Below are 24,773 nucleotides of genomic sequence, written 5' to 3' on the forward strand. Positions count from 1 at the left end.
AGCAGGTGGCGTGGGGTGGGGGGCGGAGGAGAAGAAGAACAAAAAGAGACCGGCATCGCTCCCCCCCCGCCCCGCACGAGGCTCCCCCTGCCCTCTCCGAGCAGGCGCTGCACGAGGTGATCCGCAGCATCCTGCCCGCGCTGGACCCGCGGGAGATCACCGGGCGCAAGCACCTGAAGGAGCTGGGCGCCGACTCGGTGGACCGGGTCGAGATCATCATCGGCGTCACCCGGAGCCTGGGCATCGACGAGCCGATGTCGAACTTCAGCGCGATACCGGACATCGACGGCCTGGTCGAGCACCTGGCCCGGGGGGTGCGGGCGTGATCGGGATCGAGGCGCTCAACGTCTACGCGGGCCTGGCCGGCATCGCCCTGACAGACCTGTTCGACGGCCGGGGCCTGGACCACGCCCGGCTCGGCAACCTGATGATGGAACGCCGCTCGGTCGCCCTGCCCTTCGAGGACCCGGTGACCAACGCCGTCAACGCCGCCAAGGCGCTGGTCGACGCGCTGGACCCGGCCGAGCGCGGCCGGATCGAACTGCTCGTCACCTCCACCGAGTCCGGGGTGGACTACAGCAAGTCGGTGGCCTCCTACGTCCACGAGTACCTCGGGCTGCCCCGCTCCTGCCGGGTGATGGAGGCCAAGCAGGCCTGCTACGCGGCGACCGGCGCGGTGCAGCTCGCCGCCGGCTACCTCGCCTCCGGACACTCGCCCGGTGCCAAGGCCCTGGTGATCGCCACCGACGTGGCCGTGGTGGACGAGTACGCCGCGTACGCGGAGGCCGCCACCGGCCACGGCGCGGCGGCCGTCCTGGTGAGCGACCGGCCCCGGATCATGGCCATCGACCCGGGCGCCTACGGCCTCCACAGCTACGAGACCCTCGACTCGGCCCGCCCGCTGCCCACCCTGGACATCGCGGACGCCGACCGCTCGCTCTTCGCCTACCTCGACTGCCTGAAGAAGAGCTTCGCCGACTACGCGGACCGGGTGGATGGCGCCGACTTCGCGACCACCTTCGACCGCCTGGTGATGCACACCCCGTTCGCCGGGCTGGTCCGGGCCGGCCACCGCAAGATGATGCAGGAGCACGCCGACGCCCGGCCCGCCGAGATCGACGCGGACTTCGCCCGCAGGGTCGCACCGTCGCTGGTCTACCCGAAGGTGGTCGGCAACCTCTGCTCCGGCTCCCTCTACCTCGCACTCGCCGCCACCATCGACAGCGCCCCCTGCGACCGGCCCGAGCGGGTCGGCCTGTTCGCCTACGGCTCCGGCTGCGCCTCGGAGTTCCTGAGCGGCGTGATCACCCCCGAGTCGGCCCGTACGCTCGGCGCCCTGCGGATCGGCGAGCGCCTGGCGGCCCGGCGCGACATCGGCTTCGAGGAGTACACCCGGCTGCTGAAGCAGACCCGGTCCTGCCTCGTCCCCGAACGCGAGCGCCGGGTCGACGCCGAGGACTGGGCCGACTACCTCGACCACGCCGGCCGGCCGGGCGAACTGCTGGTCCTCACCGGCGTCAAGGACTACCACCGCCGCTACGCATGGCGCTGACCGGCGCACCCCCCGGGCGGGGCGGCCCGCGTGAACGCCCCCGGGGTACCGACACCGGCAACCGGTCGGCCGCGCAGGCGGACCGGCCCGGGCGAGAGGAGTTGAGGACCAGGATGACCGGACGCTGGACCGCCGCGGCGCCGGGTGCGCCGGACGCCGGGCTGCGCCTGTTCTGCTTCGCCCATGCCGGTGGTGGGCCGGCCCTGTTCCGGTCCTGGCAAAGGGAGTTCGGCCAGGACGTGGACATCCGGCCGATCCTCCTGCCGGGCCGGGAAGCCCGCGCGAGGGAACAGCCGTTTCGCCGGATGACGGATATCATCGGTCCGTTGTGCGACGGCCTGCTGCCGTCGCTGGACCGGCCGTTCGCACTGTTCGGGCACAGCCTGGGGGCGGTCGTCGCCTACGAGGCAGCCCGGGAGTTCGCGGCCCGCGGCTGGGGAGAACCGCGCCACCTGGTCGTCTCGGCCCGCCGGGCCCCGCACCTGCCGTCCCGGCGGCCACGGCTGCACGACCTGCCGCAGGACCAGTTCACCGCCGCCGTCGCCGGCATGGGCGGCACCCCGGCCGAGGTGCTCGCCCACCCCGAGCTGCTGAACGCGTTCACCCCCGGCCTGCGGGCCGACTTCGAGGTGAACGAGACGTACACCCCGCTGCCCGGCGGCCTGCTGGCCTGCCCGGTCTCCGCGGTCGTCGGCAGCTCGGATCCCGAGGTCGCCCCGGACGAGATGGCCGGCTGGCGGGACACCACCCGGGGCGGTTTCGACCTGCGGGTGGTGGACGGCGGCCACTTCTACCTGAAGGAGGAACCGGGCGGGCTGCTCGCCCTGATCCGCGACCGCCTCGGCGTCCCCGCCCCGACCTGACACCTGTCCCCAACCCCAGACCCGTCCCCAACCCCAGACCCGTCCCCGACCCCGGACCGGGGCTCGCCCCGGACCGTCCCGGACCGTCCCGCTCCGCCCCGCCCGCCGCGCACCCGCACGGCACACCCAGAAGGAGAACACCATGGAAGAGCTCGACCTCTCCGGCTGCCACCCGCTCTTCGTCCGCCAGATCGACTGCCTGGACAACAAGGACATCGACGCGCTCATGGAGACCTACCACCCCGACGCCGTGGTGGTCCGCTTCCAGGGCATCCTCACCGGCCACAAGGAGATCCGCGAGACCTTCAGCCGCTACATGGACATCCAGGCCAAGTACGAGCGGCTGCTGGAGTACACCCACACCGGCGACACCCTCTTCATGCGCGCCCTGATGAGCGTCCGGGGCGAACGTGAACTCGGCTTCGGCGCGTACGTGTTGAAGGATGGCCTGATCTGGCGTCAGGTCGCCGGAATCGAGGGCGGAATGCGCGACTGGTTCGCGGCCCAGGCCGAATCAGGGCATGCTGGTGAGCCGGGCGGTGCCGCCTCCGCGTGACATCGCGCCACCTTGCCGACCCTCTCCGAGAAGGACACAGGATGAGCAACGCCACCGGGACCCGCGCCCTGAAGAGCTGGGACGAACAGGACATCACCGAGACCGACGGGCGCAAGCTGACCCGCTCGGCCGTCGAGTACTCCTACACCGGCGACATCGAGGGCCAGGGCGTCCAGGAGTACGTGATGTTCTACCGGAGCGACGACTCCACCACCTTCGTCGGCCTGGAGCAGGTCTCCGGCCGGCTGGGCGGGCGCTCGGGCAGCTTCGTACTCCAGCACACCGGTGAACTGACCGGCACCACCGCCGAGGTGACCTGGACGGTCGTCCCGGGCTCCGGCACGGGCGAGCTGACCGGCCTGACCGGCAGCGGCGGCTTCACCGCCACCCACGAGGAGGCCGGCAACGCCCGGTACCGGCTGGAGTACGACCTCGGCTGACCCACCCCCGGGCTGATCCGCGTTCTCCGTGATCTGCCGGCCAGCACAATACTGAGCAGATCCTCCGAGCGCCGACGACCAGGATGGCTGCCGGGCAATCCCGCCCGGCAGCCGCCCCGTTGGACGAGGAGGACGAGCCCCTTGGACGCCCCGACCGAGCCGTCGTCATACCCGGTGCCCCGCACCTGCCCGCTCGACCCCGCCCCCGTCTACCCGCGGTTACGGGCGGAACATCCGCTCCACCGCTCCACCCTGGACTTCGACGGCAGTGACGTGTGGCTGGTCACCGGCCACGCCGACGCCTGCGCCGTCCTGTCCGACGACCGCTTCAGCTCCGACTTCTCCCGGGACGGCTTCCCGGCCCGGATGACCGTCCGCCCGCCCGGCCCGGGCACGTTCATCCGGATGGACCCGCCCGACCACACCCGGCTGCGCCGCACCATCATCGGCGAGTTCCGCAAGAAGCGCCTGGAGGAGCTGCGCCCCGCCGTCCAGGGCATCGTGGACGAACTCGTCGACACCATGCTGGCCGGCGGCGGCACCGCGGACCTGGTCCAGGCGATCGCCCTCCCGCTGCCCACCCTGGTGATCTGCGAACTCCTCGGAGTCCCCTACCGGGACCGCGCGTTCTTCCAGGAGTGCACCCAGGTCATCGGCGACCAGAGCGCGCCGCCCGCCCGCCGCCAGGTGGTCCGCGACGAACTGCGCGAGTACCTCGACCGGCTGGTCCGCGAGAAGACCGCCGAGCCGACCGACGACCTGCTCGGGCGCGCCGCCGCCCGGCTCGACGAGGACGGCATCACCCACGACGAACTCGTCGGCATCGCCACCCTGCTGATGATCGCCGGGTTCGAGACCATCGCCAACCAGATCGGCGTCGGCACCCTCGTCCTGCTCCAGCACCCCGAGCAGCTCGCCGAACTCGTCAAGGACCCGGCCCGCGTGCCCGGCGCCGTCGAGGAACTGCTGCGCCACCAGACGGTCATCGACTACGGGCTGCGTCGGGTGGCGACCGAGGACGTCGAGGTCGCCGGGAAGACCGTCCGGGCCGGCGAGGGCGTGGTCGTGGTGCTCTCCTCGGCCAACCGGGACGAGCGGGTCTTCCCCGACCCGGACCGGCTGGACATCGCCCGCCCGGAGGCGGCCGAACACCTGGGCTTCGGCTACGGCCTGCACCAGTGCCTGGGCCAGCTGCTGGCCCGGCTCCAGCTCCAGGTGCTCTGGTCCACCCTGTTCACCCGGGTCCCGACGCTGCGGCTGGCCGTGCCACTGGACGACGTGCCGTTCCGCAGCGACATGTTCGTGCACGGCGTCCACGCGCTGCCCGTCATCTGGTGAACGGCCGCCCGCCGGTCACCGGTCCCTGACCACCGACGTTTCCTGCCACCGACAACCGACAACCGACAACCGGCGGGTCCGGGCGCACCGCGCGCCCGGACCCCCGCTGACCGAAGGGAGCCGGAGTGACCCGGCCGCAGCCCGAAGACCACCCCGCCGACACCGCCGGCCCCATCGACCCCACTGACCCCGTGGACACCGCCGAGCGGTGCCCGTTCCCGTTCCCGATCACCTCCGCGCTGGACCCCTCGCCCGAGTACGCCCGCCTGCGCGCCGAACAGACGGCCTGCCCGGTCGCCCTGCCCAGCGGCGACCCGGCCTGGATCGTCACCCGCTACGAGGACGTCCGCACCGTCTTCAGCGACCCGCGCTTCAGCCGCCAGGCGGCCACCAGACCCGGCGCCCCGCAGTTCATGCCGGGCGTCGAGGGCGACCCGGACTCCATCGTCAGCAAGGACGCGCCGGACCACACCCGGTTGCGCAAGCTCGTGGCCCCCGCCTTCACCGTGCGCCGCATCGAGGCCATGCGCCCCGGCATCCAGCGGACCGTGGACGAACTGCTGGACGCCATGGAGCAGGGCGGCCCGGGCGGGGACGTGGTCTCCGCACTGTCGGCACCACTGCCGATCATGACCATCGGCGACCTGCTCGGCGTGCCGCGTCACGACCAGCCCCGGTTCCGGCAGTGGTCCGACCAGATGTTCAAGACCGCGCCCGACCAGCTCCAGGAGGCCGTCGCCGCCCGCCAGGCCATGATCGGCTACCTGGCGGCCATGGTGCAGGAGCGCCGGTCCGCCCCCGCCGACGACCTGCTCGGCGTCCTGATCGCCGCCCGCGACAACGACGACCGCCTCAGCGAACGCGAACTCGTCTCCTTCGCCGGCGGCCTCATCGTGGCCGGCTACGAGACCACCGCCAACCGCCTCGCCAACGCCGTCCTCGTCCTGCTGCGCAACCCCGACCAGCTGGCGCTGCTGCGGGCCGAGCCGCAGCGGATCGGCGACGCCGTCGAGGAGCTCCTGCGCTACATCCCCGGCGGTGCGGCGGGCGGCCTGATGCGGGTCGCCACCGAGGACGTCAAGATGGGCAGCGTGCTGATCCGCGCCGGCGAGGGTGTCATCGCCGTCACCAACTCGGCCAACCGCGACGCCCTCGTCTGGGAGGACCCGGACACCTTCGACATCACCCGCCGCCCGGGCTCGCACACCACCTTCGGGCACGGCATCCACCACTGCGTGGGTGCCCAACTCGCCCGGCTGGAGATGCAGATCGGCATCAACACGCTGATCCGGCGCTTCCCCGGGCTGCGGCTGGCCGTACCGGAGAGCGAACTGCCGTGGAAGCGCAACATGGTGATCCACAGCCTGGAGGCGCTGCCGGTCACCTGGTGACGCACCGCCGCCGGGGGAGCACCCCGGCGGCACGGGCAGAACGAACGAGCGGCCAGGGCAGAACGAACGAGCGGGCCGGGGGATCGCCCCCGGCCCGCTCGCCGCTTGCCGCACCCTTCCGTGCCGTCAGCGGAGCTTCTGACTGAAGAACCACTCGTGGCCCTCGTGGTCCTCGACCTTGCAGACCCGCATGCCCTGCGGGGTGTCGGTGGGCGGGAAGACCAGCGTGGCGCCGGCCGCCTCGGCCCGCTTGAACTGGGCGTCGACGTCCTCGGTGTCCACCGACACCATCGCGCTGCGCTGGCCCGTGGTGGCGGGGGAGTGGTAGTCCCCGCCCGGGCCGGCCAGGTAGACCGGGTCGCCGGCCGGCGTGAGCATCTCCGCGTGGAACACCGGGCCGTCGGGGTGGGCGAACCGCTGCTGCTCGGTGAACCCGAACGCCTCGGTCAGCCAGTCGAGCGCGCGCGCGACGTCCTCGTACTTGACATAGGGGATAGCAGCCATGCCCGGAACCCTACGGATCCGGGCCCGCGCCGCCTGGCCAAAGTTGCGCATCGGCGCGACCGGTTCGGAACGGCTGTGCGGGGCGGCGGGATCGGGCGGCCGGCCCGGGCCCGGGAGGGCGACTCAGCCCACCACGAGCTCGAACGCGATCGAGAGCCGCCCGCCGAACCGCTCGCCGGTCGAGCGGTACAGGCCGCCCAGCGGGGTGCGCACGTCCACCGGCCGCCCGCCGCCGAGCGCCGCCAGGTAGGCCTCGTGCGCCTCCAGCGACGCCACCGCCTGGTCCACCGAGCCGCTCACGTCCACCGCGTGGGTCGGCTCGGGGGAGCCCACCATCGCGACGTACCGCACGCCTCCCCACGGCTCGCCGGCCTCCGGGAAGATCCACCGGTTGCCCGCGTCGCCCACCGCGTCCAGCAACGCCCGCCCGGCGTTGCGGTGGTCCGGGGTGTTCCAGCGGCGGGTGTGCGTGGTGTCCCGGTGGTTGTAGCCGACGACCAGCTCCGGCCGGTGCCGCCGGATCGCCGCCGCGATGTCCCGGCGCAGCGCCGGGCCGTACTCCAGGACACCGTCCGGATGGTCCAGGAACTCGACCTCCGCCACGCCCACGATCCGTGCACTGCGCCGCTGCTCCTCCTCCCGCACCCGGGCCGCCTTCGCCGGCTCCATCCCGTCGATCCCCGCCTCGCCACGGGTCAGCAGCAGGTATCCCACCTGCTTGCCCGCCGCGGTCCACGCGGCCACCGCGCCCGCCCCGCCGAACTCCATGTCGTCGGGGTGGGCGACCACGCACAGCACTCGCTCGAAGTCGGTCGGCATCTCCTGCAGCTGGTTCGTCATGAGGCGCAGACAAGCACGCGGGGCCGGGGCCGGTCTGCTCCGAAGTGAGCGCCCGCATCCGGCGGACCGTGCGGTCCGTTTGGTTTGTACCGGGCCTTCACCTGGGCATCTCGGATGCTCAATGCTGCGCAGATCTTGGGGATTTGAAGTGGATACCTTCCTCGCGCGCACGGCCCAGCGCAGGCACGCGAACTAGGAGGAACCATGGCGGACCAACGGCTCACAGTGTCGAGACGAGCCCTCTTGAGGGCGGCGGCCGGCATCACGGCGGGCACCGCGGGGGTGGGGCTGCTGACCGCCTGCGGATCGGACGCCAAGGCTCCGGCCGCGGACGCCACGGCGGCGCCGACCCCCAAGCGCGGCGGGAAGCTGCGCGCGGCCTTCATCGGCGGCAGCAACGAGACCGCGAACGTGCTGAAGGCCGCCAACACCCCGATCGACTACGTGCGGGCCCGGGCGATCTACGACGAGCTCTGCGTGGTCAACGCCGAGGGCAAGATCGAGATGCAGCTCGCCGAGAGCCTGACGCCCAACGCCGACGGCACCGAGTGGACGCTGCGCGTGCGCGGCGGCGTCAAGTTCACCGACGGCCGCAAGCTCACCATCGAGGACGTCCTCTTCACGCTCCAGACCTACGTCGACACCAAGGCCAACCAGGCACCGCTGCTGGCCGACGTCGACCTTGCCAAGACGCGGCGCAAGGACGAACTCACCGCCGTCCTGGTGATGAAGCGCGCGCACGGCTTCCTCGACCAGGTGTTCACCCAGGGCATCTTCGTCGTCCCGGCCGGGACCACCGACTTCTCGGCCGTCCCCGGCAGCGGCCCCTTCATCCTGCAGCAGCACAAGGTCGGCCAGGGCGCCACGCTCAAGCGCAACCCCGACTACTGGGGCAGCGCCGGTCCTTACCTCGACGAGCTCGAACTCGTCTCCATCGCCGACGGCGCGGCCCGGCTCAACGCGCTCAAGGCCGGCCAGGTCGACTACGCGGCGAGCATCTCGCTGGTCGCGGGCAAGGCCGAACGGGCCAACGCCGCCGTGCAGTTGCTCACCCCGCCCAAGTGGGAGTGGCCCAACTTCGGCGCGATGCTCAAGCGCAGCCAGGACCCGTTCACCGACGCGCGGGTGGCGCAGGCCCTCAAGTACGCGGTGGACCGCGACCAGATGGTCGAGCGGGTCACGCTCGGCTTCGGCGAGGTGGGCAACGACCTGTTCGGCAAGTACCTGCCCGACTACGCGCAGGACCTCCCGCAGCGCCAGTACGACCCGGAGCGCGCCAAGAAGCTGCTCAAGGACGCCGGCGTGGACAACCTCTCGCTGACCATCCGCACCAGCGACTACGAGTACGGGCTGGCCGAGGGCGCCGCGGTGCTGGCCGAGCAGGCGAAGAAGGCCGGGATCACCATCGGCCTCGACAAGGTGCCGGCCGGCGACTTCTTCGCCGACCCGAAGGTCTTCATCGGCGCCAAGTTCCAGTCCGCCAACCGCAAGCCGCGACCGCTGCCGCTGGACGTGCTGTTCTTCTACGGCACCGACGCCCTGCTGCCCTTCACCGGCGTGGCCGGCCCGAAGGCCGACGACCTGGTCACCAAGGTCCGCTCGGCGGTCACCGAGGAGCAGCGCAAGACCGCGCTGGCCGACATCCAGCACTACCTCCACGAGGAGGGCGGCGACCTCGTCTGGGCGAAGGCGCCGGTCCTGGCCGCCGCCACCCCGCAGGTGCACGGCGTCAAGTCGCTGGGCTACCCGACGTTCCCGAGCTTCCGAGACGCCTTCCTGGCATGACCGACACCGCTCTCAAGGCCCCGGCGACCCCCGGCACCGGCCGGGGGTCGCTGAGGTCCCTCCTGCTCCGGCGGCTGTTCACCGGCGTCCTGGTGCTGCTCGCCGTCTCGGCGATCGTCTTCGTCGCCACCGACGCCGCTCCCGGTGACGCGGCCGCCGCCTCCCTCGGTCCGGACGCGGACCCGGCCCAGGTGGCCGCCCGCCGCGCCGAACTCGGCCTGGACCGGCCCGCGCTGGTGCGCTACGGCGACTGGCTGCTGACCGTCCTGCACGGCGACCTCGGCACCTCCTACGTGTCCGGCAGCCCGGTCGCCGACCTGGTCGGCGACCGGGCCGGCAACTCGCTGGTCCTCGCCGGGGTGACGCTCGCCCTGCTGGTGCCGCTCGCCGTCGGCCTGGGTGTCTGGGCCGGGCTGCGCTCCGGCGGCCTCGCCGACCGGCTGATCTCGGCGGCCACCCTGACCCTGCTGGCGGTGCCCGAGTTCGTGATGGGCAGCGTCCTGGTGCTGGTCCTCGCCGTCGAGCTGGACCTGCTGCCGGCGGTGTCACTGATCAGGCCCGGCCAGGGACTGCTGAGCAGACCCGAGGTCCTGGTCCTGCCGGTGGTCACCCTGCTGGCGGGCTGCCTGGCGCACAACGCCCGGCTGGTGCGCAGCGGGGTCGTCGAGGTGGCCGGCGGCGACGCCGTCGCCACCGCGCGGCTCAACGGCGTGCCCGAGCACCGGGTGGTGCTGCGCTACGTCCTGCCCGCCGCCATTCCGCCGGTGATCCCGCTGCTGGCGCGCTACCTGTCGTTGCTGGTCGGCGGGGCGCTGGTGGCCGAGACGCTCTTCGGCTTCCCGGGGATCGCCTCGGTCCTGATCCAGGCGTCGGCGGGGCGTGACGTGCCGACCGTCCAGGCCGTCGCCCTGCTGATCGCGCTGGTGACGGTGGTGGCGAACCTGCTCGGCGACGTGCTCGGCATGGCGCTCGACCATTCGAGGAGGATCGTGCTGTGACCCTCGCTTCCACCCCGGTCACCGAACCACCGGCACCCGTCGCGGGCGCCCCGGGCCCGACCGGGGCGGCCCGGCGCCGGCCGGTCGCGGCGGTGGTGCTCGCCCTGCTGGTGCTGCTGACCCTGTGCGGCCCGTGGCTGGCGCCCAAGGACCCGCGGGTCGGTGTCGGCATGCCGTTCGCGCCGAGCAGCGCGGACGCCCCGCTGGGCACCGACCACCTGGGCGCGGACGTCCTGAGCCGGGTGCTCTCCGGCGGGCGCACGCTCATCCTGCTCTCCGTCGCGGTGCTGCTGGTCGCCTACCTCGTCGGGGTGGCGGCCGGCATGCTCGCCGCCTACCGCGGCGGCCTGGCCGCCACCCTCGTGATGCGCGGGGCCGACGTCCTGATGGGCCTGCCGCCGCTGGTGCTGATCGCGGTCATCGCGACCGGCACCGGGCCCGGCCTGGTCGGCGTCGCCATCGCGGTGGTCGCGGTGATGGTGCCGGACATCACCCGCATCGTCCGGGCCGCCACCACCCAGGCCCTGGCCCACGACTACGTCGAAGTGGCCCTGGCCCGCGGCGAGTCGACGGTCGCGATCCTGGCCCGGGAGGTGTTCCCCAACCTGGTCCGCACCCTGGCCGCCGACGCCAGCGTCCGCTTCGCCGGCACCGCCTACGCGGTCGCGACCGCCGGCTTCCTCGGCCTGGGCGCCCAGCCGCCCACCCCCGACTGGGGGCTGATGATCATGGAGAACCAGGGCGGCCTCACCCTCCAGCCGCTGGCCGTGCTGGCCCCGGCGGGCCTGCTGCTCGCCCTGCTCCTGACGGTGGGCCGCCTCGCCGACACCCTCGGCCCGGCCGACACCGCGCGCCGCCGGCGAGGCAGCCGGGGCCTGCGGCGGCCGCGCGTGGCAGGGGCTCCGGCCCGCCCGCGCGCCCTGGCACCGACCGGGCCGGAGGAGGCGCAGGACGGTGCGGCGACCGTGCGGGGCCTGCGCCTGGAGGCCACCGCCACCGGCCGCGAGACCGTCCACGGCGTCGACCTCACCGTCCCCGCCGCCACCGTCGTCGCGCTCATCGGCGACTCCGGCAGCGGCAAGACCAGCACCGCACTCGCCCTGCTCGGCCACACCAACCCCGGCCTGGAACGCACCGCCGGCACCACCCGGCTCTTCGGCACCACCCTGGACGGCCTGAGCCGGCGCGAACTCTCCCGTCTGCGGGCCCGCAGCGTCGCCTACGTCGCCCAGGACCCGCGCACCGCACTGCCACCCAACCTCAAGGTCGCCGACCAGATCGGCGAGCAGCTGCGCACCCTGGACGTCCCGCCCGCCGAGCGGCTGGAACGGGCCAGGACCGCGCTGCGCGCCCTCGGCCTGCCCGACGACCCGGCGTTCCTGGCCCGCCGGCCGCACCAGCTGTCCGGCGGCCAGCTCCAGCGGCTGTCGATCGCCGTGGCCCTGGCCCGCGAGCCCCGGCTGCTGGTCCTGGACGAGCCGACCAGCGCCCTCGACCCGGAGAACACGGCCCGCCTGGTCATGGAGGTGGTCGCCCTGTGCCGCAAGAAGGACACCGCCGTCCTGCTCGTCTCCCACGACCTCGACGCGGTCGCCCAGGCCGCGGACACCGTCGTGGTGATGGGCGGCGGGCGGATCCTGAGCTCCGGCCCGCCCGACGCCTCGCTGGCCGCCGCACCCGCGCCGGTCGCCCCGGCGGCCGCCGAGCCCGTGCGGCCCGGCGCCCCGCCCACGGCGGAGGCGGACCTCACCGCGCCGCTGTCCGCTATGCCGCTGTCCGCCGCGCCGCTGTCCGTCGCGGGGCTGCGGGTCGAGCGGCCCGGCGCCGGACGGATCCTGGCCGACGCCTCGCTGACCGTCCCGGCCGGCGGCCGGCTCTGCATCGTGGGCGCGTCGGGCAGCGGCAAGAGCACCCTGCTGCGGGCGATCACCGGGCTGGTGACGCCGGCCGCCGGCGAAGTACGCCTGGCCGGCCACGTCCTGGCCAAGGAGGTGGGCGGTCGCACCCCGCTGCAACGCCGGCTGCTCCAGCTCGTCCCGCAGAACCCGTACGACTCGCTGAACCCCCGTCACAGCGTGGCGGGGATCGTCGGCCGCCCGCTGCGCCAGTTCGCCCTGGTGCCGCCCGACCAGGTCCGGGCGCGGACCCTGGCCCTGGTCGAGCGGGTCGGCCTGGGCGCCGGGCACCTGGACCGCCGGCCGGCCGCACTGTCCGGCGGGGAGCGCCAACGCGTCGCGCTGGCAAGGGCGTTGGCGGCCAGCCCGGAGGTCCTGCTGTGTGACGAGATCACCAGCGCCCTCGACCGGACGACCGCGCTGGCGGTCCTCGAGCTGCTCGACGAGCTGTGCCGGGACCTCGGGGTGGCGCTGGTGGTGGTCACGCACGACCGCCTGGTCGTGGACCGGATCGGCGGGCGCCTCGCGCAGGTGGCCGACGGCCGGCTGCGCCACCTTTCGGGTCCCGGGCCGCTCTGACGGCCGGGGGAGTGGTCCCGCCCGGAACTGCCCGGGCCGGGCGGGACCACTCCCGGGGTGCCTGACTCCCGGGCGTCTAGACGGACGCGTCGCTGAGGCCGAGGCGCGCCTCGATGTATTCGGCCAGGTTGGCCTCGTTGCGGATGGTGATCCAGCCGCGGCTGGACTCGAGGAGTCCGGCCTCGCGGAATCTCTTGAGGAAATATCCCACCCTCGACCGCGTGGTCCCGACCATTTCGGCGAGTTCTTCCTGGGTGAGCCTGGCGGCGATCTTGAGCCCGCGCTGGTGGCTCTGCCCGAATCGGTGGGAGAGCTGGAGGAGCCGGGCCGCGAGCCGTAATTCGCTTTCCAGGGTGACAAGGTCGACAATGACCCGCTGGCGCTCCGAGAGCCGACCGGCCAGGTGCTCGGCAAATTCTTCGAGGAGGCCGCCGCCGGCGAGAATCTTGAAGAATTTTCCGTACGGGATTCTGGTCAGCTCGGTGTCGGCCATGGCGACCGCCGTCTCGATGCGGCCGAGCTGTGTCATGCAGAGCTCACCGAAGATATCCCCGGCGATGTAGAGGTCGAGCAGACATCGCTTCCCGGTCGATGTCACGATCACGGTTTTGACCTGCCCGGATTTCACGAGGTAGAGACTCTGGTCGCTCTCGGCGCAGTTGTAGATGTGGCCGCCTCGGGTGATGGTCACCGTCGGCAGGGTGTGCTCGATCGACTGGAGAGAGCCGACAACCCGGTCGGTGAACTTCGTCGGGGTGATGGCTGGCTTGGGAAAGCTCATGTGGCATCGGGGGACCGCCTGAGCATCGAAGACGTGGACTTTAATGCCAGGCCCCCCCTACCCCCCTCCGCTTAACGGAAATGTCGAACAATAAATACCGAACATGCGGTCGAGCTGTCAAGACTGGCCATAGCAGTGGCAAACAATCAATCTCGCACAGTCGGCCGGCAAGTGCCCTGCCCGAGTTCTCGCACAGCTTTATCGGCGCAGGCCCGAATCGGGGAGCGGGGAGACGCAGACCGTCCCGAGTTCACCCGGAATCATTCGAACCAGTCCCCGGAGGGAGTGGGAGGAGTAATCGCTGATTTCCTCCAGCCGGTTTATCGATCTTGCCGCCACAGTGCCGTGCCGACTCCCGCCGGATCCACCGACGCCCCGCACCCCGGCCCGCCGCCGATCACTCCGGGCCCGGGCGATTCACCGCCGGCCCGCAAGGCGACGCGGCCGATCTTCCATGCGCGTACGGTCCCACAGGATCCTGAACCGGAGCATAACGCGCACGATTGGTCGAGCATGGTCGAACCAGATTTAAGCTCCGATCAATTCGAGCCAATCCTGCCGGCCGGCGTGCGCGGTGCCGCGCCTTGGCCGGGCGGGTCACCGGCGTTGGTGTGTGCCGGGAGTGTGGCCGAAGGTCCGGCGGAAGACGTCGATGAAGGTGCTGGCGGACGACCATCCGCACCGGTGGGCCACCGCGGTGACCGGGAGGTCCTCGGCGAGCAGCACCAGGGCGTGGTAGAGCCGCAGTTGGGTGCGCCACTGGGGGAAGGTCATACCGAGCTCGTTGGTGCAGAGCCGGGACAGGGTGCGGTCGCTCGCGCCGACCTCTCTGCCGAGGGCGGCGAGGGTGCGCTGGTCGGCGGGGTCGGTGCGGAGGATCTCGTGGAGGCCCCGGAGCCGGGGATCGGCCGGGGCGGGCAGGTGGACGGGTTGCTGGGGCGAGGCCGCGACCTGGTCGAGAAGGACGGCCCGCAGCCGCCGGCGCTGGGGGCTGTCGTCGTCGGGGGTGCGGGTGTAGGCGACGACCAGTTCCCGCAGGAGGGGGCTCACGGTGAGCACGGTCGGCGTGTCCAGGCCGAGCGGGTTGTCGGTCGCGGGCAGGCCCACCAGGTGCAGGTCGAGCGTGCCGTGGGCGTGGTGGGCGTGCACCGTCCGGGCCGGGACCCAGATGGCGTTGGTCGCCGGGGCGATCCAGGTGCCGAGGCCGGTGGTGACGGCCAGCACTCCGCGGGCGGCGTAGACGATCTGGTGATCGTCGTGGCGGTGGGCGTCGATGCCCGTACCGGAGGGCAGCAACTGGGCCCTGGTCGGCGCGACAGGGGTGTGGCGGATTTCCGGCATCGATCGGCAGGATATCGGAAGCACGACAGGCCGGTGGCTGGCGACGATGGCGCAATGCCGAAGAACAAAGCGATCGTCGTGCTCTCCGCCGGCCATGCCTGCGTCGATGTCTACCAGGGTGCCGTGGCGGCGCTCGTCCCGTTCTTCGCCGCCGAACGCGCCTACAGCTATGCCGCCGCTTCGGGCATCGTGCTCGCCGCGTCGTTGGTGTCCTCGGTGACGCAACCGCTGTTCGGAGCGCTCACCGACCGGTACGCGATGCCCTGGCTGCTGCCGGTGAGCACGATCGTCGGCGGTCTGGGCATCGCGTTGTGCGGGCTCGGCGGCTCGTACGCCGTGACGGTCGCGTGCGTGGCCGTCTCGGGGATCGGCATCGCGGCCTACCATCCCGAGTCGGCCCGCGTCGCGCGTCTGGCCGGCGGGGGCGGCCATTCGGCGATGGGCTGGTTCTCGCTGGGAGGCAACGTCGGTTTCGCTCTCGCCCCGGTTCTGGTGGCCGCCGTCGTCGGGGCGGGAGGCCTGAGGCTGTCACCGCTGCTCGTCGTGCCCGCCGTGGCCGGCGGCGTGTTGTGCCTGGTGTTCCTGCGTGGAGCGCAGTGGCAGCAGACGACGCGTGGTTCCTCCGGCGGCGCTGCGGCGCCCGCGGCCGCCGGGGACACGGCATCGTTCGTGAGGCTGGCGTTGGCGGTGGTCTGCCGCTCGGTGGTCTTCACCGGTCTGTCCACCTTCATCTCGTTCTACGCGCGGGAGCGGACGGGAGGTGGCACGGCCTCGGGCGCCGTCGCGTTGTTCGTGCTCTACCTCGGCGGCGCGGCCGGAACCGTCCTCGGTGGCAGGCTGGCCGAGCGCTGGGACCGGGTCACCGTGGTGCGCTGGTCCTATGCCGCCGCCGTCGTCACCGTGGCCGGCCTCGTCCTGGCACCCGGGCCGGCCGTCCATCTCTTCGTGGCGCTGACCTCGGCCGCCCTGTACGTCCCGTTCTCGTTGCAGGTCACGCTGGCCCAGGACTACCTGCCCGCCCGCGTCGGCACCGCCGGCGGCATCACCCTGGGACTGGGCGCCGGCATCGGCGGCCTGGCCGGACCGCTGATCGGGTGGCTCGCCGACGCGACGTCGCTGCAGACCGCCCTGGCCCCGCTGATCCTGATGCCCGCCCTGAGCTGGCTGCTGTTCCGCACCCTCACGGAGCCTGCCGCCCCCGGGCACCCTGCCCCGGCGCCGGAACAGGCCCGGGAGAAGGCGCAGACGTGACGGAGGAGCCCGACCCTCCCGTGCGGGACGCGAGCCCGCGGCGGCACCTCGGCCGCCGCCGGCGCGGGCTCCCGGCTGGTCGATCGCCCAGCCGGGCCGCCGAGGCGCCGTGTGGATCACCAGTGGTCTACCCGGGTGTAGCTGTCCAGGATGTGCATCGCTCCTCCCAGACGATGCCTCAAGGGACAACGCCGCCGGACACTTCACGGCGCGTCGGGTTCCGGAAAGAGTGATCCAGATGAAGAAGTCGTTGATGCGCAGGCTCGCCGGCCGGGGCGTGGCCGCCGCGGCCGTCCTGGCCGTGGCGGTGCCCGGAATCGCGTACGCCAACACGGTGGGCGTCACCGTGAAGACGCCCGGCGCCACCGCTGGCCCGGGCAGCGCGTTCTCCGAGATCTCCACCCACGCGGACTGCGCCGCCGGGCTGGTCTCCGGCGGCGGGATCAGCCAGGCCATCGGCACGGGCACCTCGTCGAACGGCAACAAGGTGAACGGGACCGCTCCGAGCCCGGACGGCAGCACCGAATACACCGGCTCGACCGGGGTCGTCGGCACCGATGTCACACACTGGCTCGGCATCGGCGGCAGCGGCGGCGCGGTCAACGCCGACTTCTCGTCCACCCCGTACGCGGTGTGCTTCGCCAGCAACCTGATCAACCACACCCAGGTGGTCATGAACAAGACCGCCGGCCCCACCGGCAGCGGAACGGTGGGCCTGGTCGTGGCGACCTGTCCGGCCAACACCCGCCTGCTCGGCGGCGGCGCCCGGATCACGCCGGCCAGTGTCGGCAGCCTGAAGCCGATCGCGAGCTTCCCGACCTTCAACAACGCGGCCCACGACTACGGCCAGAAGGCCGCGGCCGACGGTGAGACCAACCCGGACTCCTGGGCGGCGGTCGGCTGGAACGGCGGCGGCGGGAACAACAACAACACCACATACGCGTACGCGATCTGCAGCGGGAACGGCATCGGCGTCAGCGGCACGACCGTGACGGTCCGCTACAGCGAGGTGAGCGGTCCGACCGCGGCCACCGCAGGCCAGACGGTGACGGTCGGCTGTGGCGGGAACGACGGGAAGCTCGTCAGCGGCGGAGCCGCCGTGAGCGGGGGCAGCGTGACGACCACGGACTTCACCGGACCGGGATCCGTCGGCGACCACCTCAACGGAAGCTTCCCCAGCACCTCCGGCGGCACCCCGGTGGGCGACGGGACGACCACCGCCGCGTACTGGACGGCCGTCACGCACACCGGCGGTGGCAGCTCGCCGAACACCTACTCCGACGCGTGGGCGCTCTGCGCCGACGACGGCGTCTGAGGCCTCCCGCACCTCGACAGCCGCGGTGCGGCCCCGCCATCCGCCGGGCCGCACCGCCGGTCACACCCTCCCCACCCTCGGCCCGCACGGGCCGGAGAGGCACAGCCACTTCATGAACCGTCACCCGAAGCCCAGCCCGGCCGCCGCCCAGGCCAGAACCGCCGCCCCGGCCGCCACCCCGGCCGGCACTCGGACCAGGACCCTCGCACTGGCCGGCGCGACCGGCCTGCTCGCCACCGTCCTGGCACCCGTCGCCGCGGCCACCGAGCCGGCCGCGCCGACGGCCTGCGGCAGCCACGGCGTCTTCACCGCGTCATCGCCCGCCTGCACCTACTCCGACCCGGGCACCGACACCTTCACCGTCCCCGCCGGGGTCGTCGAGGTGGGTGTCGAGCTGTCCGGAGCCGAGGGCGGCAGCGCCGCCGGCTTCGTCGACCCCAACCCGCCGAACACCGGGGCACCCGGCGGGCTCGGCGGCCGGACCAGGGCGACGCTGGCCGTGACCGCCGGTCAGCACCTGCAGATCACCGTCGGGGCGGCCGGGATCCCCGGCTCCTCCCGGCACGGCGAGTACGCCCGGCCCGGCGGCTTCGGCCACGGCTCCGGCGGCGGCGGCGCCCACGGTGGCGGCGGCTCCGGCGGCGGCGCCACCGACGTGCGGGTCGGTTCCTTCGGAGCCGCGGACCGGGTGCTGGTGGCCGGCGGCGGCTTCACCGGCGAGCCCGGCGGCCAGGGCGGCGGCCCGGACGGGTCCGGCGTCGCCGGCGGCGGTGGCGGCCAGACCGCTCCCGGCACCGGCAGCCCCAACTCCGCGCTCGGCGGCCCCGGCACGGCCGGCAGCGACACCGACCCCAACACCGGCCTGGCCAACCCGGGCAGCGGCGGCCCCGGCGGCAACGGCGCCCGCGGCGGCAACGGTGGCGGCGGTGGTGGCGGCGGCTACTTCGGCGGTGCCGGCGGCTCCGGCGGCGGAAACCCGGGCAACCTCTACGGCGCGGGCGGTGGCGGCGGCAGCGGTTTCGCGGCCCCGGGCACGACCGACGTCTCGCTCACCCCGGGTGTCAACCACGGCAGCGGCAGGGCGGTCGTCTCGTTCAGGTACGGCGCGTCCGCCTCGCTCACCACGGACACCGCCACCCCCCTCTTCGGACACCCCGTCACCCTGACCGCCGCCGTCCTCCCGGCGGACCCGAAGGACGGCACCCCCACCGGAACGGTCACCTTCCGCGACGGAGGAGCGCCGCTCACCACCGTCCCGCTCACCGCGGGCCGCGCCGCCTACACCACCGGCTCCCTGCGGCCCGGCGCGCACAGCATCACCGCCGACTACAGCGGATCCACCGCCTTCGTGCCGCGCGGCACCACCGCCCCGGCCGCGGTCACGGTCGGATTCACCCGTCCCTGTCTGACGACGGCACACCACGGGCCCCTGGTCGTAGCGGACGGCCAGTCGATCTGCATCGGGCCCGGCGGTCGCCAGCAGGGGCCGCTCTCGGTGCAGCCGGGCGGGGCGCTGGCCGTCTCCGGCGCGGAGATCGACGGTCCGGCGGCCGCCACCGCCGCGCTGGCCGTCGAGATCTGCGGCTCCACGCTCAACGGCCCGCTCACCGTGACGGGATCCACCGGCAGCGTGCTGCTCGGCACCGGTCAGGACGACTCGGCAGCCTGCCCCGCCAACCGGCTGAGGGCCCCGGTGGCGGTGGTGACCGGCACCGGGCCGGATCGTCCGGAGCCGGCACAGGCCCAGTGAGACCGGGGTGAGAGCCGGCCGGAGCGGGTCTCCGGCCGGCCCGCACGTACCGGGCCGGAGCTCGTCCTCGGGCCCACCGCCCCGCTGGAGAACTGGTTCCTCGGCCACGGCGAGGAGAACGCGATCGGCGGGTTCTTCGGCAGCCTCCGGGACGCCTCCACCGCCGGTCTGGGCCTTCCGGGCCGCTGGTCGGTGCGCAGCTGGGAGACGCTGCCGGCGGCGAGCAATACGCGATTTCGCCAAATGCCTTCAGCGCGTGATTGCGGATGGTGACCACGGTTGGATGGCCATCAGGCCTTGCCGATCTGCGCAGGCTGATGCCCACGCCTAGCCTGGAGGTATATGGGGTTAGGCAAAAGATGCGAGCGCAGTACTGCCGAAGGGTTCCGGCCTTCGGCGCCGAGGTCGAGTGTGCTCGCGCGCTTCGGCCGCGCTCTCGCCCAGCCTTCCGACCGATGTGGCCTCGACGGAAGGGACGTTCTGATGGACATCGTCATTGTGCGAGCCGCACAACCGATCAAGGCTGGCCAGGTGGTCCGCACCACAGGATCACCGGCCACCCCCACCCCTCCTGCTGTCAAACCGATCACCGTCACTGTCCCTGCTGTCGAGGAGTTACATACCATTCCGTTCTTCGGGGTTGCGCTGGAGCCGGCAAAAAGGGCTGGAGATGACGTCAAAGTCCAAATAGGTGGTGCTTTCAGCGGCCGCCTGGGCCGCGGTAGGTTCGGCGCGGTTGGCGTCAACAGTTCGGGACAGATCGTCCGCGCTGCGGATGAGATTGACAAATGTGTGAGCGCTCCGAACTGGATTGGTGACTGCGATGAATCGGGCACGGTGACAATCCGGCCCCGCCGCGACACGCGGCTGAGCGTGCTCGACTTCGGAGCGGTGGGAAACAACAAAGACGACGACACGGGCGCGATCCAAAGCGCCCTCGACTGCGCGATGCGACTCGGCACTGCTCATGGCAAAGTCGTCTACCTTCCTCCGGGAGACTACCGGATTACGAAGCCTCTTGTTGTCAGGCACCATTGCATTCTGGAGGGAGCTGGGGGAGCTGGTCTTGGGGTCACTGAAAATACTCGCATACTCGCAGATGTGAAAACAGGAGATTTCAACCTCTCTACTGCGACCGGTATCGGTCCGGTTGCCGGGGAGACTGTTTATTGTGCAATTGCCCTGGTGGGCTCCTGGACCTCCGGACCGCCTGCGCCGGATCCCTCGAATGATCGTGCAGACTATGCTGTGCTTCGCCAGTTCACCCTCAAGTCGGATCCCGACCAAGGGAAATTTGCCCCCACCTTCTATCAGGCTCCGCAGATGGATGGCATACGAGTTCTGGCGCACGGCCCGTTGATCGAGACGGTGGGGGTTTCCGTCTTCAGGCGTAATGGAATGACAATATACGCAAGCCATGGGCCTGATTTCGGGCCGACGGCCAATGCCAACCTCACGCAGATACGTGATTGCGTTCTCGCCAACAATGGCCAACATGGGCTCGACATCGGTAGTCACGGCAACGATGAAACAAATGCCATGCTGGCCATGAATGTTTCTGCAGCAACCAATGGGCGCGATGGAATTCACGACAGTTCATTCTTGGGCTGCACCTTTGTTTCGTGTCACGCGGCGCACAACCGTCACCGACAGTACAGCTGTGATCACGAGGCCCCACAGTTCGCCGTGTACATCGGCTGCTACGGCGAAGGGGATGCCCCGTCGGTGTTCAAGGGCGGGAATATCGCTGTAGTCGGAGGGGATATGATTATCACCTCGGACTCGACATACTGGGGCTATGGCGCCGTCAAAAAAGGGCCTTCCACCCTGAAAGTGACGAACAAGTATTCCAAATATCCCGAGTATTTTATCTCCGAGGCGGGGACGGGAGTCGATATCGAGGAAGGCGAGCTGCAGACGCCCGGGAACGGATACTATTATCGAGCAGTCCATGCCGGGCGCACGTTCGGAAAGAAGGGTAAACCCCCCGATGGCATGCCTGATTTCCCGAAGGAGGTCGGGCAGACGCTTGAAGAGCTCGATCATTTGGTATGGAGATGTGAGGGCAAGTATGGGATTGAGTTCTCAACGGTCAACAAACTCGGGGATGCCTCGGATTCCACGATCATTCAGGATTATGGCTCCCTCACGCCGGACGGCCAGTGGAGCGCCCTCTTCCGTGTCCAAGTCCAGACGGCTCCCGACGCCATCAAGGGCCGGATCGAAACATCCCTCGTGAGCCCGGCGGATCACCACACGTACTATCAAACCGCGTACGAAAATGGTCCGGTCCCCGGCGCTCTGATGCTTCCGGAAGCCTGGATTGGAAACTACCTCTTCGGTGAGCGGCGAATCGCTATTGTTCATGATGGAACTCCCTGGAATACGTCTGCCGGTAGCTGCAACTTCTACGGCCCGGGTGATCTGCTTCTCAATGCCACCGGAGCAACGGCGCGCCAAGGCCCGATCGGGTGGGCGGTGAACGCCCCGTGTGGAAGGCGGTCGGCGGCTCTTTCCTGGAGTGACGGAAAGCACTACAAGATAGGGCAAACCGTCAAGCCGGCGAGCGCCAATGGATTCGTGTATCGACTGATCGCCTATATAGGTGGCCCGTCGGACCGGCTGCTCAAGGTCTCCGGTGTGAAGGAGCCGCAGTCCTGGCAACAGCCGGGGCCGGGGCGGAGTGTCGGAGGCCTGACTTCTGACAATCACCTTCAATGGCAGACTATCTATGACCTGGATGCAAAGCCGGGGATCATTGAACCACTTCCTCATGGCGTGACAGGACAGGCGGACTCGAGAGCGACGGACATTGCTCAGCTGAAGGCTGATTTCAACGCACTTCTCGCCAAGATGAGAGATGCGAACCTATTGGAACGGAACTGATACCGGGGATGCTGCATATCAATGGATTCGGCTGGGTCGGGCGCCTCTCGCAGTCGCTCTAGCAGACCGGAGACGTCCTCGAATCACCGGGATTGGCTACACGGGACGGTCACCCGATCCCCAGGTCCGCGTGGGGCCTGTCACGGGAAGTCAGAACTGCTCCAGTAACTCGGCCAGTGAGGTTTTCTCAACGAAATGATCTCGTGAGGTGACTCGGCCCAGGGGGCCCGCGAGCCGCGATGAGTCTGCGGCGTCCGGCGGTCGTACAGTCGAACCCGTCACCGAGGAGGGCTTCTGATGCGCAGCGTGACCTATTCGATGAACGTCTCACTTGACGGCTACATCGTCGGGCCGGACGGCGACTTCGACTGGACGGTGCCCGACGAGGAGGTCTTTCGCTTCTGGATCGACGAGATTCGAGAGGTCGGCGTCCACCTGTTGGGACGACGACTGTACGAGACGATGCTGTACTGGGAGACCGCCGACCAGGATCCATCGCTCGACGACTCAATGCGCGAGTGGACCTCGCTCTGGAAGCCGCTCCCGAAGGTGGTGTTCTCGACCACGCTGTCGGCGGTGCAGGGCCATGCCCGCCTGGCCTCCGGCGGCCTGGCGGAGGAGATCGAGCGGTTGCGAGCCGAGCCGGGGGAGGGCGACATCGCGATCGGCGGCGCGACTCTCGCCGCCGAGGCGGCTGCGTCGGATCTGATCGACGAGTACCGGGCCATGGTCTACCCGGTGCTGGTTGGCGGTGGCATTCCGTTCTTTCCCCAGCGCGAGCGCCGGGTGGATCTCGAACTCGTCGAGACCCGCACCTTCAACTCGAGAGTCGTCTACCTCCGCTACCGCGTGGTGCGTTAGCCGGCTCGTCCGCCGAGCCCACGGAAGAACGGGCCGGCCAGTGACGTTCTCTCAGGGAGATGATCTGCGCGAGGCGGTGTGAACTACCGCCTGGCGAAGGCGAGTCGGACGGACCACACCTGACCGCAGACGCACGTAAAGCCCCTGGTAGGTCAGGTCTCACCACGAGATCATGTCCGCAACCACCAGGGGCTTCAAGTTGGTCACCTATGTCGCCACGCTCGACGTCCCCCGCCACGTCGTGGACCACCTCTTACGCCTGCCGGCCGCACACCGGCGGCGGATCGGCCCCCGGTCCGGCACGGGCATCGGCGGGCGAGGGGGCGGACGGCGGCCTGCTCAGAGGAGCGAGTAGTCCTCGGACTGGCGGTCGATGAGCAGCGGGGCGATGCCGTCCAGGACGAGTTCGCGGTAGTGGTCGGCGTCCTGGTGCGCCGCCTGCGCGTTTCGGTTCTCGTACTCCGCGATGACGACGAACGCGGCGTGGTCGCGCTGCGAGCGCACGGCCCGGAACGCGAGGACGCCGGGCTGCGCGAGGGCGGCCTCGGTGAGGGCGGGCAGCAGCTCGGCCACGCGCTGCTCGGAGCCGGCGGCGGCGAGCCAGTCGGCGATGACGACTATGGACACGACGTGATCCTTCGGGCGGCGGCGCCGGGGCCGGCGCCTCGGGTGGTCCGGGCAGGGCGGACCAGGCGGGGCGGTCGTGCTGTGACCGGGGGCGGCGGCCCGGGCCGCCGCCCCCTCGGGCGGTCGGATCAGGGGACGGTGACGATGATCTTTCCGCGGGTGTGCCCGTCGGCGTTCAGGCGCTGGGCGTCGGCGGCGCGTTCCAGGGGGAAGGTCGCGGCGACCTCGACGGTCAGCGCCCCGCTGTCGGCGAGCTCGGCGAGTGCGGTCAGGTGGGCGTGGTCCGGTCGGACGAAGACGTAGCGCCCGCCGGCGGCCAGGACCGCGCCGTCGGCGATGGACGCCAGCCGCCCGCCGGGGGCCAGCAGGGCGGGGGAGGCCTGCAGTGCCTCGCCGCCGATCAGGTCGAGTACGGCGTCCACGCCCTCTGGGGCCAGCACCCGGACCCGGTCGGCGAGGCCTTCGCCGTATGTGACGGGCTCCGCGCCGAGCGTCCGCAGGTAGTCGTGGTTGCGCTCGCTGGCGGTGCCGATCACCCGGGCGCCGAGGGCGCGGGCGATCTGGACGGCCAGCGAGCCGACGCCACCGGCCGCGGCGTGCACCAGGACGGTCTCGCCGGGCTTGATCTCGAGGGCGCCGGTCAGGGCCTGGTAGGCGGTGAGGCCGGCCAGGGGGAGCCCGGCGGCCTGCTCGAAGTCGAGGGCGGCGGGCTTGCGGGCCAGGGTGCGCACCGGGGCGGCGACGTACTCGGCGAACGTGCCACGGCCGACCATGTCCTCGCGGACGTAGCCGATGACCTCGTCCCCGGGCGCGTACTCGGTGACGCCGACGCCGACCTGCTCGACCACGCCGGCGACGTCCCAGCCGGGGATGACGGGGAAGACGGCGTCGAGCACGCTGTCCAGGTAGCCGGCCTGGATCTTCCAGTCGACCGGGTTCACCGCGGCGGCCCGGACCCGGACCAGGACGGCGTCGGCGCCCAGCTTGGGCTCGGGGACGTCGCCGTACTCCAGGACGTCGGGGCTGCCGTAGCGCTGGTAGGTGATGGCCTTCATGGTGGTGCTCCCGGTGTTCCTGGACAAGAAGTTTTGATGTGCTTGATGGTTGATGTCCTCAAGTAACAGATTCGACGGTAGAGCTCGATAATTGAATATGTCAAGTAACCCCCTCCGGGGCGACACCATGACCTGGATCACGTCGCCGCCGGTCACCCGGACCGC

The 24,773-nt window shown here is 71.2% G+C and carries 21 protein-coding genes; 15 read left to right on the top strand and 6 right to left on the bottom strand.

Going from position 1 to position 24,773, the window contains the following annotated elements; genetic code table 11:
• The 7 genes from ACZ6NC_RS00425 to ACZ6NC_RS00455 all read left to right on the top strand — a co-directional run.
• Positions 1-326 (top strand): phosphopantetheine-binding protein (locus tag ACZ6NC_RS00425; RefSeq protein ID WP_465727367.1); only part of this gene is annotated, 326 nt, incomplete at its 5' end.
• Positions 323-1,552 (top strand): hydroxymethylglutaryl-CoA synthase family protein, encoded by a 1,230-nt coding sequence (locus ACZ6NC_RS00430; RefSeq protein WP_465727369.1) that lies wholly within the window; start codon positions 323-325, stop codon positions 1,550-1,552. The genes ACZ6NC_RS00425 and ACZ6NC_RS00430, both read left to right, overlap by 4 nt.
• Positions 1,553-1,665: 113 nt before the next feature.
• Positions 1,666-2,415, top strand: a complete 750-nt coding sequence (locus ACZ6NC_RS00435; RefSeq protein ID WP_465727371.1) for a thioesterase II family protein — start codon at positions 1,666-1,668, stop codon at positions 2,413-2,415.
• A 142-nt stretch (positions 2,416-2,557) separates the two neighbouring features.
• Positions 2,558-2,971, top strand: a complete 414-nt coding sequence (locus ACZ6NC_RS00440; protein ID WP_331742040.1) for a nuclear transport factor 2 family protein — start codon at positions 2,558-2,560, stop codon at positions 2,969-2,971.
• 41 nt (positions 2,972-3,012) lie between these two features.
• Positions 3,013-3,411: a DUF3224 domain-containing protein gene (locus ACZ6NC_RS00445; RefSeq protein ID WP_331742042.1), complete on the top strand. Its 399-nt coding sequence runs from the start codon at positions 3,013-3,015 to the stop codon at positions 3,409-3,411.
• A gap of 141 nt (positions 3,412-3,552) precedes the next feature.
• A complete protein-coding gene (locus tag ACZ6NC_RS00450) occupies positions 3,553-4,749 on the top strand; it encodes a cytochrome P450 (RefSeq protein ID WP_465727373.1) in 1,197 nt (398 codons plus the stop codon).
• 125 nt (positions 4,750-4,874) lie between these two features.
• Positions 4,875-6,140 (top strand): cytochrome P450, encoded by a 1,266-nt coding sequence (locus ACZ6NC_RS00455; RefSeq protein ID WP_465727375.1) that lies wholly within the window; start codon positions 4,875-4,877, stop codon positions 6,138-6,140.
• A gap of 126 nt (positions 6,141-6,266) precedes the next feature.
• On the opposite strand, the gene ACZ6NC_RS00460 is transcribed toward ACZ6NC_RS00455, so the two are convergent.
• On the bottom strand, positions 6,267-6,644 hold the full coding sequence (locus tag ACZ6NC_RS00460) for a VOC family protein (RefSeq protein WP_465727377.1): 378 nt from the start codon (positions 6,642-6,644) through the stop codon (positions 6,267-6,269).
• A 123-nt stretch (positions 6,645-6,767) separates the two neighbouring features.
• Complete coding sequence (locus ACZ6NC_RS00465) at positions 6,768-7,484, bottom strand: PIG-L deacetylase family protein (RefSeq protein ID WP_465727379.1); 717 nt, start codon at positions 7,482-7,484, stop codon at positions 6,768-6,770.
• 204 nt (positions 7,485-7,688) lie between these two features.
• On the opposite strand from ACZ6NC_RS00465, the gene ACZ6NC_RS00470 reads away from it, so the two are divergent.
• From ACZ6NC_RS00470 to ACZ6NC_RS00480, 3 genes are read left to right on the top strand one after another with little or no spacing between them, the layout of a single operon-like run.
• On the top strand, positions 7,689-9,269 hold the full coding sequence (locus ACZ6NC_RS00470) for an ABC transporter substrate-binding protein (RefSeq protein ID WP_465727381.1): 1,581 nt from the start codon (positions 7,689-7,691) through the stop codon (positions 9,267-9,269).
• Positions 9,266-10,267, top strand: a complete 1,002-nt coding sequence (locus ACZ6NC_RS00475; protein WP_465727383.1) for an ABC transporter permease — start codon at positions 9,266-9,268, stop codon at positions 10,265-10,267. The genes ACZ6NC_RS00470 and ACZ6NC_RS00475 overlap by 4 nt, the downstream gene beginning before the upstream one ends.
• Positions 10,264-12,741, top strand: a complete 2,478-nt coding sequence (locus tag ACZ6NC_RS00480; RefSeq protein WP_465727385.1) for an ABC transporter ATP-binding protein/permease — start codon at positions 10,264-10,266, stop codon at positions 12,739-12,741. Before ACZ6NC_RS00475 ends, ACZ6NC_RS00480 begins: the two co-directional genes overlap by 4 nt.
• A 76-nt stretch (positions 12,742-12,817) precedes the next feature.
• On the opposite strand, the gene ACZ6NC_RS00485 is transcribed toward ACZ6NC_RS00480, so the two are convergent.
• Together ACZ6NC_RS00485 and ACZ6NC_RS00490 are read right to left on the bottom strand one after the other, a co-directional pair.
• Entirely contained in the window at positions 12,818-13,522 is a 705-nt protein-coding gene (locus tag ACZ6NC_RS00485; protein WP_465727388.1) for a Crp/Fnr family transcriptional regulator, read from the bottom strand.
• Between the two features lie 597 nt (positions 13,523-14,119).
• Positions 14,120-14,863 carry a helix-turn-helix transcriptional regulator gene (locus ACZ6NC_RS00490; RefSeq protein ID WP_465727390.1) on the bottom strand — a complete coding sequence of 248 codons (744 nt, stop codon included), beginning with the start codon at positions 14,861-14,863 and terminating at the stop codon, positions 14,120-14,122.
• Positions 14,864-14,917: 54 nt separating this feature from the next.
• Here ACZ6NC_RS00490 and ACZ6NC_RS00495 point away from each other — a divergent pair, with 54 nt between their 5' ends.
• The 5 genes from ACZ6NC_RS00495 to ACZ6NC_RS00515 all read left to right on the top strand — a co-directional run bounded on the left by ACZ6NC_RS00495 (position 14,918) and on the right by ACZ6NC_RS00515 (position 22,926).
• Positions 14,918-16,114 (top strand): MFS transporter, encoded by a 1,197-nt coding sequence (locus ACZ6NC_RS00495; protein WP_465727392.1) that lies wholly within the window; start codon positions 14,918-14,920, stop codon positions 16,112-16,114.
• Positions 16,115-16,352: 238 nt separating this feature from the next.
• Complete coding sequence (locus ACZ6NC_RS00500; protein WP_465727394.1) at positions 16,353-17,429, top strand: hypothetical protein; 1,077 nt, start codon at positions 16,353-16,355, stop codon at positions 17,427-17,429.
• A 112-nt stretch (positions 17,430-17,541) separates the two neighbouring features.
• Positions 17,542-19,179, top strand: a complete 1,638-nt coding sequence (locus ACZ6NC_RS00505; RefSeq protein WP_465727396.1) for an Ig-like domain-containing protein — start codon at positions 17,542-17,544, stop codon at positions 19,177-19,179.
• 483 nt (positions 19,180-19,662) lie between these two features.
• Positions 19,663-22,065, top strand: a complete 2,403-nt coding sequence (locus ACZ6NC_RS00510; RefSeq protein WP_465727398.1) for a glycosyl hydrolase family 28-related protein — start codon at positions 19,663-19,665, stop codon at positions 22,063-22,065.
• Between the two features lie 297 nt (positions 22,066-22,362).
• On the top strand, positions 22,363-22,926 hold the full coding sequence (locus ACZ6NC_RS00515; RefSeq protein ID WP_465727400.1) for a dihydrofolate reductase family protein: 564 nt from the start codon (positions 22,363-22,365) through the stop codon (positions 22,924-22,926).
• Positions 22,927-23,265: 339 nt separating this feature from the next.
• Here ACZ6NC_RS00515 and ACZ6NC_RS00520 read toward each other — a convergent pair whose 3' ends face one another.
• Both ACZ6NC_RS00520 and ACZ6NC_RS00525 read right to left on the bottom strand, forming a co-directional pair.
• Positions 23,266-23,553: a putative quinol monooxygenase gene (locus tag ACZ6NC_RS00520; RefSeq protein ID WP_465727402.1), complete on the bottom strand. Its 288-nt coding sequence runs from the start codon at positions 23,551-23,553 to the stop codon at positions 23,266-23,268.
• Between the two features lie 128 nt (positions 23,554-23,681).
• Positions 23,682-24,608: an NADP-dependent oxidoreductase gene (locus ACZ6NC_RS00525; RefSeq protein ID WP_465728289.1), complete on the bottom strand. Its 927-nt coding sequence runs from the start codon at positions 24,606-24,608 to the stop codon at positions 23,682-23,684.
• Positions 24,609-24,773: the final 165 nt, after the last annotated feature.

The organism is Kitasatospora sp. NPDC041988 (genome assembly GCF_055588525.1).